At 41.9% G+C, this 12580-nt stretch carries 14 protein-coding genes; 10 read left to right on the top strand and 4 right to left on the bottom strand.

All coding sequences use genetic code 11. From position 1 onward, the window contains the following. The first annotated feature begins 83 nt into the window (after positions 1-83). Together MKY11_RS11250 and MKY11_RS11245 are read left to right on the top strand one after the other, a co-directional pair. Entirely contained in the window at positions 84-1037 is a 954-nt protein-coding gene (locus tag MKY11_RS11250; protein WP_007501130.1) for an aromatic acid exporter family protein, read from the top strand. Between the two features lie 52 nt (positions 1038-1089). Further along, positions 1090-1599: a L,D-transpeptidase gene (locus tag MKY11_RS11245; protein WP_008342241.1), complete on the top strand. Its 510-nt coding sequence runs from the start codon at positions 1090-1092 to the stop codon at positions 1597-1599. A gap of 39 nt (positions 1600-1638) precedes the next feature. Here MKY11_RS11245 and prli42 read toward each other — a convergent pair whose 3' ends face one another. Next, positions 1639-1731 carry a stressosome-associated protein Prli42 gene (gene prli42, locus MKY11_RS11240; protein WP_017357951.1) on the bottom strand — a complete coding sequence of 31 codons (93 nt, stop codon included), beginning with the start codon at positions 1729-1731 and terminating at the stop codon, positions 1639-1641. A gap of 101 nt (positions 1732-1832) precedes the next feature. Between prli42 and mce the strand changes: the two genes are divergently transcribed. Genes mce through MKY11_RS11220 form a run of 4 tightly spaced genes read left to right on the top strand, consistent with a single transcriptional unit; the run spans position 1833 to position 5328 of the window. Next, positions 1833-2255 carry a methylmalonyl-CoA epimerase gene (gene mce, locus MKY11_RS11235; protein WP_342501418.1) on the top strand — a complete coding sequence of 141 codons (423 nt, stop codon included), beginning with the start codon at positions 1833-1835 and terminating at the stop codon, positions 2253-2255. After that, complete coding sequence (locus tag MKY11_RS11230; protein WP_342501417.1) at positions 2248-3711, top strand: acyl-CoA carboxylase subunit beta; 1464 nt, start codon at positions 2248-2250, stop codon at positions 3709-3711. The genes mce and MKY11_RS11230 overlap by 8 nt, the downstream gene beginning before the upstream one ends. A gap of 16 nt (positions 3712-3727) precedes the next feature. Then, the gene (locus MKY11_RS11225) at positions 3728-4849 is read left to right on the top strand and encodes a tripeptidase T (protein WP_035390776.1); all 1122 of its coding nucleotides are present in this window, start codon (positions 3728-3730) and stop codon (positions 4847-4849) included. Positions 4850-4863: 14 nt separating this feature from the next. Further along, positions 4864-5328, top strand: a complete 465-nt coding sequence (locus MKY11_RS11220; protein WP_008342245.1) for a chemotaxis protein CheW — start codon at positions 4864-4866, stop codon at positions 5326-5328. Positions 5329-5454: 126 nt separating this feature from the next. Here the strand turns inward: MKY11_RS11220 and MKY11_RS11215 are convergent, their stop codons facing one another. Together MKY11_RS11215 and MKY11_RS11210 are read right to left on the bottom strand one after the other, a co-directional pair. After that, positions 5455-6234 carry a membrane protein insertase YidC gene (locus tag MKY11_RS11215; RefSeq protein WP_045034397.1) on the bottom strand — a complete coding sequence of 260 codons (780 nt, stop codon included), beginning with the start codon at positions 6232-6234 and terminating at the stop codon, positions 5455-5457. A gap of 64 nt (positions 6235-6298) precedes the next feature. Continuing rightward, the gene (locus MKY11_RS11210) at positions 6299-6580 is read right to left on the bottom strand and encodes a hypothetical protein (RefSeq protein WP_008342247.1); all 282 of its coding nucleotides are present in this window, start codon (positions 6578-6580) and stop codon (positions 6299-6301) included. Positions 6581-6700: 120 nt separating this feature from the next. Between MKY11_RS11210 and MKY11_RS11205 the strand changes: the two genes are divergently transcribed. The 4 genes from MKY11_RS11205 (at position 6701) to MKY11_RS11190 (ending at position 11365) form a co-directional block, all read left to right on the top strand. Then, positions 6701-7957: a DNA polymerase IV gene (locus MKY11_RS11205; protein ID WP_007501120.1), complete on the top strand. Its 1257-nt coding sequence runs from the start codon at positions 6701-6703 to the stop codon at positions 7955-7957. A gap of 98 nt (positions 7958-8055) precedes the next feature. Then, positions 8056-9465 carry an NADP-dependent phosphogluconate dehydrogenase gene (gndA, locus tag MKY11_RS11200; protein ID WP_099496597.1) on the top strand — a complete coding sequence of 470 codons (1410 nt, stop codon included), beginning with the start codon at positions 8056-8058 and terminating at the stop codon, positions 9463-9465. A gap of 255 nt (positions 9466-9720) precedes the next feature. Next, positions 9721-10566, top strand: coding sequence for a GRP family sugar transporter (locus tag MKY11_RS11195; RefSeq protein ID WP_024718904.1), 846 nt, complete (start codon positions 9721-9723; stop codon positions 10564-10566). Between the two features lie 13 nt (positions 10567-10579). Beyond that, positions 10580-11365: an SDR family oxidoreductase gene (locus MKY11_RS11190; RefSeq protein WP_008342255.1), complete on the top strand. Its 786-nt coding sequence runs from the start codon at positions 10580-10582 to the stop codon at positions 11363-11365. A gap of 125 nt (positions 11366-11490) precedes the next feature. Here MKY11_RS11190 and MKY11_RS11185 read toward each other — a convergent pair whose 3' ends face one another. Then, on the bottom strand, positions 11491-12480 hold the full coding sequence (locus tag MKY11_RS11185; RefSeq protein ID WP_342501416.1) for a hypothetical protein: 990 nt from the start codon (positions 12478-12480) through the stop codon (positions 11491-11493). Positions 12481-12580: the final 100 nt, after the last annotated feature.

Here is a 12580-nt window from a genome sequence, read left to right as displayed (position 1 = left end):
CTCCTTCTTTTTTTGATTATAATGGGGAAAGTAAAAAAAGTTCATCATTTCACAAAAGTAGACAGAAAAGAGTGAATCACATCATGTTTAAAATCGGCTACCGAACGCTGAAAACAGCATTAGGAACAGCTCTAGCCATTTATATTGCACAAATGCTCGGTCTGCAAAACTATTCAGCTGCCGGCATTATTACGATCCTTTGTATTCAGGTGACGAAAAAAAGGTCACTCCTCGCATCGGGGGCTCGCTTTGCCGCATGCAGTCTTGCCATCTTATTTTCTTATTTGTTTTTTGATCTGATTGGCTATCATCCTTTCGTCATTGGACTGATGCTGCTCGTCTTTATTCCAACAACGGTCTTGCTTCGGATTAAAGAAGGGATTGTCACAAGTTCAGTGATTATCCTTCATTTGTATATGTCTGGAGGCATTACGCTTCATCTCATCTGGAATGAGCTTTTACTCATCACCATTGGTGTAGGGGTCGCACTCATTATGAACCTGTATATGCCTAGCGTTGATAAAAAGCTGAAACAATACAGTGAACAAATTGAAGCGAATTTTGCGAAAATCTTTGAAGAAATCGAGCAATATTTAATGACCGGAAAACAAGACTGGACAGGAAAAGAAATACCAGAGACGCATCAATTGATTAAAGAAGCGAAAGCTCTTGCATACCGTGATGTTGAAAATCATGTCTTAAGACATGAAAATCTGTATTATCATTATTTCAATATGAGACAAAAGCAATTTGAAATCATTGAGCGGGTGCTTCCGAAAATTACGTCCATATCTGTTACAACGGAGCATGGGCAAATCATTGCAGAATATATTAGAGATTTACGAGAACATATTCACCCAGGGAACACGGCGCATAAGTTCTTAAGACGCCTGATTGATATGAAAGAAGAGTTCGATGCACTGCCGCTTCCACAAACACGTGAAGAATTTGAAGCTAGAGCCGCACTCTTTCATTTTCTCGGGGAAATGGAACAATATTTGGTACTGAAAAGCTATTTTAAAGGGATGAAAGAATAAAGACGCATGAGTTCCTCCTTCATTGGTCAATCTAATGAAAAAGGAGGAGCCTATGCGTCTTTTATTTTATACTGTGCTGACCATGTCCCTTTCACCCATCTGGCCGCTCGGGCAAAACCCGCTTCCAGGAGATCCGTATGTCATTATTAATAAACAAACGAACGAGCTTGCGTATATTGATCATGGGAAAATTCAAAAAGTCTACCCGGCTTCTACTGGCAAAACAGCTGATTTAACGCCAGAAGGGGAATTTACGATTATGATCAAAGCGAAAGATCCTTATTACAGAAGAAAAAATATTGAAGGCGGCGCAAAGAATAACCCACTCGGCCGAAGGTGGATTGGATTTGATGCGCGAGGAACCGACGGGAGAACCTATGGCATTCATGGAACAAGTGATGAGACATCGATAGGGAAATTTATTACGGCAGGCTGTGTACGTCTTCATAATCAAGATGTAGAACGGCTATTTGATCAGCTTCCAGTTGGTACAAAGGTATGGATCACGACATCAAGCGATGCATTTGAGAAACTGGCCAAAGACAAACAGGCCATTCGTTAAAAAACGAATCACCTGCTTGTCTGCTTTTTTATCAACACTTTATAAAAAGGCTGCCGCTCCTGCTAAAAGTGAAGAAATTAACAGTAAGCTAATCATGAGCAATACCATAAATTTCATGAATTTCTGAGACATATCGCACCCCTATAATCAAATGTTTTTGCGACGAGCGCACCTTTCTTTATTCTAGCTCGTTTTTACGCAGGCGACAAGTGATGTACAAAGGAAGTGAACGGATGAATCAAATCGATCATATAGCCATTGCCGTTTTTTCTATTCAAAAAACAGCACGTACGTTCTCTAGGCTGTTTAACTGGGAATTTTCAGACATAGAAGTACTTCCGAATCAAGGGGTCAAAGTATCTTTTGCTTCCCTAGGTGATCTGCACATTGAGTTGATTGAACCGATGTCAAATCACAGCACATTACATACCTTTTTAATAAAAAGAGGAGAGGGGCTTCATCATATTGCATTAAAGTCAGGTGACATTCAGGCTGATCTCAGTCAACTTGACGAGCTCGGTGTACAGCTCATTCAAAAAGGCGCACAAAATGGTGCGAACGGAAAGCGCATTGCGTTTATTTCACCAAAAGAAACGTCAGGTGTGCTAGTTGAATTGTGTGAGCCTTTGAAAGGAGAGAAACAGGAAGATGCATGAATCGTTCAATGACTTGTCTGAATGGCGCGAGAAAGCTTTAAGGGGAGGCGGTGAAAAACGAGCAGCGGCTCACCGAAACAAAGGAAAGCTGACTGTTCGTCAGCGGCTTCATGAACTTCTTGATGAAGGCAGCTTTATGGAAATCCAGTCATTTGCTAAAGGCTGCCGCTCAGAACATTTAGGGGATGGCGTTGTCACTGGGACGGGACTGATTCATGGGAGACAAGTAGGCGTTTATGCACAAGATGCGACCGTGTACGGGGGTTCGCTAGGGGACATGCATGCGAAAAAAATAGCGGCTTTAATGGATTTGGCTGCTAAAAATCAAATGCCTGTTATCGGTCTAAAAGACTCAGGTGGTGCGAGAATTCAAGAGGGTGTGGTATCATTAGAGGGATACGGTCAGATTTTTAAACGGAATGTGCTGTACTCTGGTCAAATTCCGCAAATATCCGTTATTTTAGGCTCCTGTGCGGGAGGTGCAGTATATTCACCTGCATTGACGGATTTTGTATTCATGACGGAGCAAACAGCTCATATGTTTTTAACTGGTCCGAAAGTGATAGAAAAAGCAACAGGAGAGACGGTCTGTCCTGACCGGCTTGGAGGTGCAGCAGTTCAGCATCAAACAAGCGGGAATGTGCACTATACAGGGAAAGATGAGAGAGACGTGTTAAAAGCAGTTCGAACGCTTTTAACGTACATACCAACGAAACGACGGCCTGTCATTCATCGTAAGGTGCAAAAGCATGATGCGAGCGATCTTGGGAACATCTTGCCAAAGGAGCCATCACGTACTTATGATGTCAAACAAGTGGTGACAGCGATCACCGACCACGGCTCATTTTTTGAAACGCAGCGTTGTTTCTCCAAAAATATCGTCACAGGTTTTGCCAGATTACAAGGGTCTTCCATTGGTCTTGTAGCCAATCAGCCTAAGGTGCTGGCAGGAAGCCTTGACCTAGATGCTGCTGATAAAGCGGCTCGGTTTATTCGATTTTGCGATGCATTTCATATTCCCATTTTAACCCTTGTGGACGTTCCTGGATTTTTGCCAGGTGAGAAAGCTGAGCATGCAGGCATTATCCGCCACGGCGCAAAGCTTCTGTATGCGTACGCTGAGGCGACCGTTCCAAAGATCACTGTGATTTTGCGAAAGGCGTTTGGCGGTGCATACGTTGCGATGAATAGTAAGGGCTTAGGTGCTGACTTTGTGTATGCATGGCCAGAGGCAGAAGTTGATGTCATGGGAAAATCGTTTGCAGACGAAATTGTTCATCCTGCTTTGCGTGAGGTGGACAATGAACCTAGTGTCATGAAGGCAGCACAATTAGGATTAATCGACGATATTTTAATGCCAGATGAAACGAGAGAGCGGCTCATTCGCTCATTTGACCTGCTTCGCAGTAAGGAAGAAGATAGACCGTTAAAAAAGCATGGAAACATGCCGCTATAAGAGGAGGAACATCATCATGATCAATGAGAAACGCTTATTAGACGAATTTTTAGAACTTGTTCAAATCGATTCAGAAACGAAACATGAAGAAAAAATTGTTGAAGTCCTAAAAGAGAAATTTACTGGTTTAGGGCTTAATGTAGTTGAAGATGATTCAAAAGAGACAACCGGCCATGGAGCAGGCAATCTTATTTGCACACTTGAAGGGAATCAAGAGGCAGATACGATTTATTTTACTTCTCATATGGATACAGTTGTACCAGGTAATGGTGTTAAGCCAGTCATTGAAGACGGCTATGTCAAGACAGATGGCACAACCATTCTTGGTGCTGACGATAAAACAGGGCTTGCCGCGATGTTTGAAGCGATCCGTGTCCTAAAAGAGAAAAATGTACCGCATGGCAAGATTGAATTTGTCATTACAGCTGGTGAAGAATCAGGACTTGTAGGAGCAAAAGCGTTAGATCCGAAACTGATGACAGCAAAATATGGTTATGCCCTTGATTCAGATGGCAAGGTCGGTACCATTATCGTGGCTGCGCCAACACAGGCGAAAGTACGTGCAACCATTTACGGAAAAACAGCTCACGCAGGTGTGGCACCTGAAAAAGGCGTCTCTGCGATTACGATTGCATCAAAAGCGATCGCGAGCATGCCGCTTGGCCGTATTGATGAAGAAACAACGGCGAATATCGGTCGCTTTGAAGGCGGAACACAAACGAATATTGTCTGTGATCAAGTGGATATTTTGGCAGAGGCACGTTCTTTAGAACCGGCAAAAATGGAAGCGCAAGTAGCGAAAATGAAAGAAGCCTTTGAAAAAACCGCTAAAGAAATGGGCGGAAGTGCCGATGTACAAATTGACATCATGTATCCAGGCTTTAAATTCTCACACGGCGATCAAGTCGTTGAAGTGGCGAAAAAAGCGGCTGCGAAAATTGGCCGTCCTTCAGAACTACAGACAAGCGGGGGAGGCAGTGATGCAAACGTCATTGCTGGAAACGGCATCCCGACCGTCAACCTAGCTGTTGGATATGAAGATATTCATACGAAAAATGAGAAAATGCCGATTGAAGAATTAGTCAAGACAGCTGAAATGGTTCTCGCCATTATCGAAGAAACGACAAATCCATCGTAAAGGCAGGAGACTCTGTGAGCACGCAAAAGATCATTATTTTCCAAGTGGGACAAGAGGATTTTGGTATCAGCGTAGAACATATACGCTCAATTGAGAAGGTCCCTTATTTACAAGAAGTATCGAACCTTCCAAAAGAGATTAAAGGACTTATGTCGTTAAGAGGAGAGGTCATTCCAGTCAGTGACACAGGTGTCATGCTGCACGGAAAACCTCTGGATGTAACCGAACAGTCTAAGGTTCTACTATTTGAATTAAACGATCAAATGATTGGCTGCCTTGTTTCTGATGCAAAAGATATCATTGATATCGAGCTAAGTGAGATCAAGCCATTTCATATGAACACAAAGGCATCTGAATATTTCTTCGGCGTCGTTGAGAGAGAGAACAAGATGATTTTACAAGTGGACCCTAATAAGTTTCTAGGGAAAATCGAGGATCTTGATCAATTGCCTGAGCGATTGAAAGAGGAATTAGCATAAACAAAGGCCCCTTATCCATGGATAAGGGGTCATTTTGCGTGCCGGAGATCACGCATCTTTTATTTGTTGCGCTCTACAGAAGACAAATAAAGCCCCCTTATCATGTTCGGGTAAGGGGGCTATCATTTATTCAGCTGCTGGGTTAATTGAATCGTTTGCCGCAGCTTTTGTTTTTGATTTTTGGTACATCACATTTAAAATAATCGTTTGAATGGTGAGTAAAAGTCCACTTGTCATCCAATATAAAGGAAGTGCAGCGGGAGCATTAATTGATAGAAACAGCATCATGACTGGGAAAATCATGCCCATGATTTTTGCTTGTTTCAGTGCAGCTTCTGTTTGGGTGCCTGATTGCTTTGCGAATTTTTGTGTGACATAAAATTGCAAGAAATACATGGCCCCTGCAAAGATCGCCACCAAAAGATCAGTTTGTCCTAAGTTAAACCATAAGAACGAATGTGTTGCGATCTCAGGTGTTGAGCGGATTGCTGAGTAAAAGCCAAGAACAATTGGGATTTGAATCAGCATCGGCAGACAGCCCATTGCCAGCGGGTTCACATTGTTGTCTTTATATACTTTCATCATTTCCATTTGCAGTTCTTTTTGTTTTTCAGGTTCTTTCGTTTTTTTCAATTTGCTTTGTATTTGGTCAATCTGAGGCTTAACGAGTGCCATTTTCTCTTGCATCACTCTCTGCTTTTTAAATTGGTTTGCAAAAAGTGGGAAAATAAGCAGCCGGACAATCAATGTCACGAACATAATAGATAAACCGTAGTCATCATGGAAAAAGTTCGCAAGCCAGATAATCAACTCAGAAAAAGGCTGAACAAAATAATGATGGAAAAACCCATCAGAGCTTGTATTTGTTTGCGCACTTGCAGCAAATGCAGGTGACGCTACCATCATAAAAAATAAAGTCGTACAAATTGTCAATAAACGTTTCAATTCGTTTCCTCCTCAATAATAAAATCTAATAAGAGAGAGGAAGCGAATGGTCTTCATCATCATTTGATGATCTTTTCATTCGAATGACTTTACTAATCCAAGTTGTAATGCGATCATATATGATAAACAGAAAGTCTGTTCGATTCAAACAAGATGCATCCAACTCTTCTAAACGATGTCCTCCGAGGTGCTCGTTCATTCGGCAGTCTTTTAATAAGAAGGCAATGCCGATGGCGGTCAGCGCTGGAAGAATAATCGTAAAGAATTCAACAAGGAAAAAGACTTCATTGAATGTATCAATAATCATGATTATCACATCCATTTCATTACTCACAGTGTACTATACACCATATGAAATGTCTAATGGAACAAACAGGTGAAATCACGGTGAAGTGAAGGAAAGTAGATCACCTAAGGAGGCAAGCGAATGGCTGATTCTCAAAAGAAGGGGCGAATCATTTTTCATATTGATATGAATAGTTTTTATGCATCGGTAGAAATGGCGTATGATCCTTCTTTGAGAGGGAAACCTTTAGCCATTAGCGGAAATGCAAAAGAGCGCAAAGGGATTGTTGTGACTTGTAGCTACGAGGCAAGAGCACTCGGGGTAAAGCCGCCGATGCCACTCTGGGAAGCGAAGCGGCTATGTCCGGGACTGATTGTGCGTACACCCAACTTCGACCGGTACCGCAGCTCCTCACAAGAAATGTTTACCATACTAAGAGAATATAGTGACTTAGTTGAACCCGTTTCAATTGATGAAGGCTATATTGATTTAACCGATACACCTTATGCTGAGCATGCCGTGAAAACCGCTCATGATATTCAAACGAGGCTAGTAGAAGAGCTCATGCTTCCTTCGAGTATTGGCATTGCACCAAATAAATTTCTAGCGAAGATGGCGTCTAATTGGAAAAAGCCAATGGGCATTACCATTTTGCGTAAACGAGATGTCCCGACAATGCTCTGGCCGCTCCCTGCAGGTGACATGCATGGGGTTGGACAGAAAACGGCAGATAAGCTGAAAACCATCGGAATTCATACAATTGAAGATTTAGCGAAAGCGAATGAATATGCGCTGAAAGAGTTATTAGGCATCAATGGACCGAGGTTAAAGCAAAAGGCAAACGGAGAGCATGACGGCATTGTAGATCCAGAAAGAATATACGAATTTAAATCTGTCGGCAATTCTTCCACTCTTCCTCACGATTCTGATGATACAGATGAACTCGTCTCATTAATAGAGAAACTGTCGCAATCGGTGAGTGCCAGATTACGAAGAAAAGAAGTGATGGCAAACCGGCTGCTCATTATGATTCGGTATGCAAGCTGGAAAAATATCACACGGAGCGTCACACTCACGAATCCAACTGATCGAAAGGAAGATCTATTTGAGGCGGCAAAGCAGCTATTCCTAAAGCATTGGAATGACCAGCCAGTAAGACTTTTAGGCGTGACGGGGACCGATCTTGTGGAACGAAAATCAGCCGTCAAGCAACTTGATTTATTCTCTTATACAGAAGATGCAAAAGACGAACCGCTCCAATCTCTTTTAGACGGACTGAAAGAAAAATACGGTAAACCACTCATTCAAAGAGGAGTGACCATTAAGGAAAAAGAGAGCAAAACAAGTGGTACAAGTTTTAATAAAGACTTTTTTCAGGACGAAAGAGGAAATGACTAGCCTGAAAACTTGATAAAAGAGGTGATGTTGTGGTAATTTCAAAGGGTACATCATTTCAGCAGTAATCAATATAGTGTGTTAGAAGGGACGTCAGAATTATGTCAAAACAACAAATCGGTGTCGTTGGACTAGCCGTTATGGGGAAAAACCTTGCCCTAAATATTGAAAGCCGCGGTTTCTCCGTGTCCGTTTATAACAGATCTAGCAGCAAAACAGAAGAGTTTCTTCAAGAATCACAAGGGAAAAACGTTGTAGGCACATACAGCATTGAAGAATTTGTTCAATCGCTTGAAACGCCGCGTAAAATTCTTTTAATGGTAAAAGCGGGTGCAGCAACAGATGCAACCATTCAATCATTACTGCCTCACCTAGAGAAAGGTGACATTTTAATTGATGGTGGAAATACATATTACAAGGATACACAAAGACGTAACCAAGAGCTTGCGGAAAGTGGTATTCACTTCATTGGTACAGGTGTTTCTGGCGGTGAAGAAGGCGCACTTAAAGGTCCTTCTATCATGCCTGGCGGTCAAAAAGAAGCGCACGAGCTAGTGAAACCAATTTTAGAAGCCATCTCTGCGAAAGTAGATGGTGAGCCTTGTACAACGTATATCGGTCCAGATGGAGCAGGCCATTATGTCAAAATGGTTCATAACGGTATCGAGTACGGAGACATGCAATTGATCTCTGAATCATACTTTATCTTGAAGCATGTCGCTGGCTTATCAGCAGATGAGCTTCATGAAGTATTCTCAGAGTGGAATAAAGGCGAACTTGACAGCTACTTAATCGAAATCACAGCTGACATTTTCACAAAAGTGGACGAAGAAACGAACCAGCCGCTAGTAGATGTCATCTTAGATAAAGCTGGCCAAAAAGGAACTGGAAAATGGACAAGCCAAAGCTCACTTGATTTAGGTGTCCCGCTTCCAATCATTACGGAGTCTGTTTTCGCTCGTTTTATTTCTGCGATGAAAGATGAGCGTGTGGAAGCAAGTCAATTAATTCAAGGGCCTGAGCCAACTCAATCAGCTGAAGATAAACAAGCATTAATCGAAGCTGTTAGAAAAGCTCTCTTTATGAGTAAAATCTGCTCATATGCACAAGGTTTTGCGCAAATGAAAGCAGCGTCTGATGAGTATAACTGGGATTTGAAATACGGTGAAATTGCCATGATCTTCCGCGGTGGATGTATCATTCGTGCAGCCTTCCTGCAGCAAATCAAAGAAGCATATGACCGTAACCCTGAATTGAAAAACCTATTGCTTGATCCTTACTTCAAGGATATCGTAGAAAGCTATCAATCATCACTTCGTAAAGTGATTTCACTTGCAGTAGAACAAGGTGTTCCTGTTCCTTCATTCTCAAGTGCACTTGCTTACTTTGATAGCTATCGTACAGCTGTCCTTCCAGCTAACTTAATTCAAGCACAGCGTGACTACTTCGGCGCACATACGTATGAGCGTACAGATAAAGAAGGCGTCTTCCATACTGAATGGATGAAATAAGTATAAAACCTCAAAAGACCTTACCTTGGTAAGGTCTTAGATTGTTGACAAAGGGCTAAAATGAACTTGATTTTAGCCCTTTGTCTTCTTTTTAGCGTGATAGAAAACCTTTGCAGGACTGACACCGAATGCGAGGGTTTGTCTACACGCTGTGACCTTACCTTTGGTAAGGTCTTTTTTGTGTTTATATCTATTCGGCTAAAAATCCGAAAAAGAGGGATGCTAAGTAAAAAAGAACAGAAAGTAGGGATAGAAGTGGGCATTTTATATGCACTTCTCCCAGCGATATTTTGGGGAAGTATTGTTCTCATCAGTGTCAAACTTGGCGGGAATGCCTATCAGCAAACACTCGGCATTACCCTCGGCGCTTTTTTGTTTTCAATCGGCGCCTATTTGATCAAAATGCCGGAACTGACACCGCTTATTTTTGCGGTTTCCGTTATCTCTGGGATCTTTTGGAGTATTGGGCAAATGAATCAGCTTTCAAGTGTCGCCTTTCTAGGGGTGTCAAAGGCTGTTCCTTTATCAACGGGTATGCAGCTTGTGAGCACGACATTATTTGGTGTCATCGTCTTCAAAGAATGGCAAACCATGACGGTCATACTTATTGGTTCTTGTGCCATTTTATTTATTATTGCTGGCGTTGTCATGACATCCCTCGGTCAAAAAAAGAGTGGCGGAAACGAAGGCGGCAATTTTAAAAAGGGAATTATCATTTTGCTCATCTCAACCGTAGGCTACGTCGGATATGTCGTCATTTTAAGATGGTTTCATATAGATGGCTGGTCTGCGCTCGTTCCACAATCTGTCGGCATGCTGCTTTCATCGTTAGCGATTAGTCTAAAGCAAGACCCGTTTAGCAAATATACGTTCAGAAATATCATTGCTGGTCTTGTGTGGTCGACAGGAAATCTAGGGCTTCTTTTGGCGATTCCACTCATTGGCGTAGCAGTAAGTTTTTCCATGTCTCAAACAGGAATTGTCATCTCGACTTTAGGCGGTATTTATTTATTAAAAGAGAAAGCATCTAAAACAAGCTTTGTCATTGCAGGCTGCTTGATGATTATCGCAGGCGGTGTGCTACTAGGTTTTACAAAATAGGAGGTTTAAGCGAATGTATCCAGATTTGGAAGGAAAAACAGTTCTCATCACAGGAGCAGGTACAGGGATAGGTCAGGCGATGGCACGCCGGTTTGGACAAGAAAAAGCCAATGTAGTGATCAATTATTTCTCAGATAAAGAAAACCCGGACGACACGATTGCTGAGATTCAAAAAAGTGGCGGACAGGCTGTCAAAATTCAAGGGGATGTTTCAAAAGAAGAGGATATGAAGGCGATGATTGATCAAGCTGTTGATACATATGGCAGTCTTGATGTCATGATCAATAATGCAGGAATTGAAAATGAAGTTCCTTCAACTGAAATGACGCTAGATAACTGGAACAAAGTGATGTCCACCAATTTAACAGGTATGTTTTTAGGGTGCCGTGATGCATTAAAGTATATGACAGAACACGGGATCGAGGGGTCGATTATTAATATGTCGTCGGTCCATCAGCAAATTCCGTGGCCTCATTTTGTCCATTATGCAGCAAGTAAAGGAGGCGCCAAGCTTTTGACGGAAACGCTGGCACTAGAATATGCCCCTAAAAAAATTCGCGTAAACAGCATTGCACCAGGCGCAATTGATACCCCGATCAATGCCGAAAAATTTGATGATCCAGCATTGAAAAAGGGCGTCATTGAGCTGATACCGATTGGTTATATCGGAAAACCGGAAGAAGTGGCAGCATGTGCTGTCTGGCTTGCATCAAAAGAGGCGAGCTATGTGACAGGGTTGACGTTATATGTAGACGGCGGTATGACCAAGTACCCTGGATTCCAAGCAGGAAAAGGATAATCGTGATGATCACGGGCTGGGCCCAGAGGACAACACAACATCAAATTATGATCTAGTATGTGCATGTGAAGACTAGTGAAAAGCGTGTGTATAAACATTCACACGCTTTTATCCGTTTATACGCCTTATTCAAATATGGCTTCTTTGTTGTTCACGATGATGCCTACTTTGGTTTTGACACGAGGAACGCCATCTTTTTGAAGATAATCATATAAAATAGGTTCTATTTCATTTATATCTGTACGAAGTATTTTAGGAGATAACTCCTCGATAAATGGATCGTTTTTAACTGCTAGACAGTTCGCCATTGTATCGAGTGCAATTAAACTGAAAGGTCTTCCTTTGTTTAGCCATGATTTCATTCTGAGCCATGTTGGAAAGCATGCTGATGCCAACCTGCCCCAACTGTCGTTAAAAGAGGAGCAATGAGACTCCATCCAATCAAGTATGTGATGTGAACGGAAACGATATAGGCTGGAGAGAGCCGTCATTGGCAATTCCTTTTCACTTACACATTTCAATTGATCAAAAATACGTCTCATTCCTTCCTCGGCTGGTAAACTACTGGCTGCTGCCCAAGAAAGCGGATGAAAAAATTCATCGGCATCATTCTCCCAAAGCTCTCTTACCCAATCCGAAGCTGCAGTACCTAAAACATCAGCTGCGATCTCCAGCATTCTTGATTTAACTTCATGATTTTCCGTTCCATAAAATCTAGATTTTACAGACATCAAAATTTTTTGTGTATCGTGTTTTTTCAGGGCATTGATGACATCGTATTGAAGAAACCATCTTGTGATTGAGAAATCTAATAAAGACTCCAAATCGTGTTGAACCGCTTGTAATGTGGGTATTTTCTCTTCTGCTGTGACCAATACATCTTCTTCTGGCTGACAAGCCTCTCCGTCTTCTTCATAAAAATCATCGTGCAATAAAAATTTCTTTGGAGAGTGGATGATCGCTAAGTGATACCATTCAATTGGACGTAAAGAATAGGTTAAGAGCCGCCTGTGACAATCATTGCATAAACGATAAGGCTGAGCTGGTTCATCAGAAGTTTTTACAACATCAATCTCGTTTCTTTTACAGGCTTCACACAAATGAGTGACTGCCATGATATCGACTCCCTTTGATTGCAAAGATATGAATAGATTCGAAAAGTAGCAGCAAAAGACGTTTACCTATCCATCAAATTGAGTGGGAATAGCATCTGTT

The sequence above is a fragment of the Bacillus sp. FSL W7-1085 genome (assembly GCF_038595035.1).
In the GTDB taxonomy this organism is placed as follows: Bacteria; Bacillota; Bacilli; order Bacillales; family Bacillaceae; genus Bacillus; species Bacillus altitudinis.
Note: the sequence above shows the minus strand (reverse complement) of the source record. Positions and strands in the feature narration are given on the sequence as shown.

Coding starts and splice junctions, on each gene's coding strand:
- MKY11_RS11215 (WP_045034397.1), bottom strand. CDS start 6,234: ATGATGGTAGCGTCACCTGCATTTGCTGCAAGTGCGCAAACAAATACA.
- MKY11_RS11225 (WP_035390776.1), top strand. CDS start 3,728: ATGATCAATGAGAAACGCTTATTAGACGAATTTTTAGAACTTGTTCAA.
- MKY11_RS11190 (WP_008342255.1), top strand. CDS start 10,580: ATGTATCCAGATTTGGAAGGAAAAACAGTTCTCATCACAGGAGCAGGT.
- MKY11_RS11250 (WP_007501130.1), top strand. CDS start 84: ATGTTTAAAATCGGCTACCGAACGCTGAAAACAGCATTAGGAACAGCT.
- prli42 (WP_017357951.1), bottom strand. CDS start 1,731: ATGTCTCAGAAATTCATGAAATTTATGGTATTGCTCATGATTAGCTTA.
- MKY11_RS11245 (WP_008342241.1), top strand. CDS start 1,090: ATGCGTCTTTTATTTTATACTGTGCTGACCATGTCCCTTTCACCCATC.
- MKY11_RS11205 (WP_007501120.1), top strand. CDS start 6,701: ATGGCTGATTCTCAAAAGAAGGGGCGAATCATTTTTCATATTGATATG.
- MKY11_RS11210 (WP_008342247.1), bottom strand. CDS start 6,580: ATGATTATTGATACATTCAATGAAGTCTTTTTCCTTGTTGAATTCTTT.
- MKY11_RS11185 (WP_342501416.1), bottom strand. CDS start 12,480: ATGGCAGTCACTCATTTGTGTGAAGCCTGTAAAAGAAACGAGATTGAT.
- gndA (WP_099496597.1), top strand. CDS start 8,056: ATGTCAAAACAACAAATCGGTGTCGTTGGACTAGCCGTTATGGGGAAA.
- MKY11_RS11230 (WP_342501417.1), top strand. CDS start 2,248: ATGCATGAATCGTTCAATGACTTGTCTGAATGGCGCGAGAAAGCTTTA.
- mce (WP_342501418.1), top strand. CDS start 1,833: ATGAATCAAATCGATCATATAGCCATTGCCGTTTTTTCTATTCAAAAA.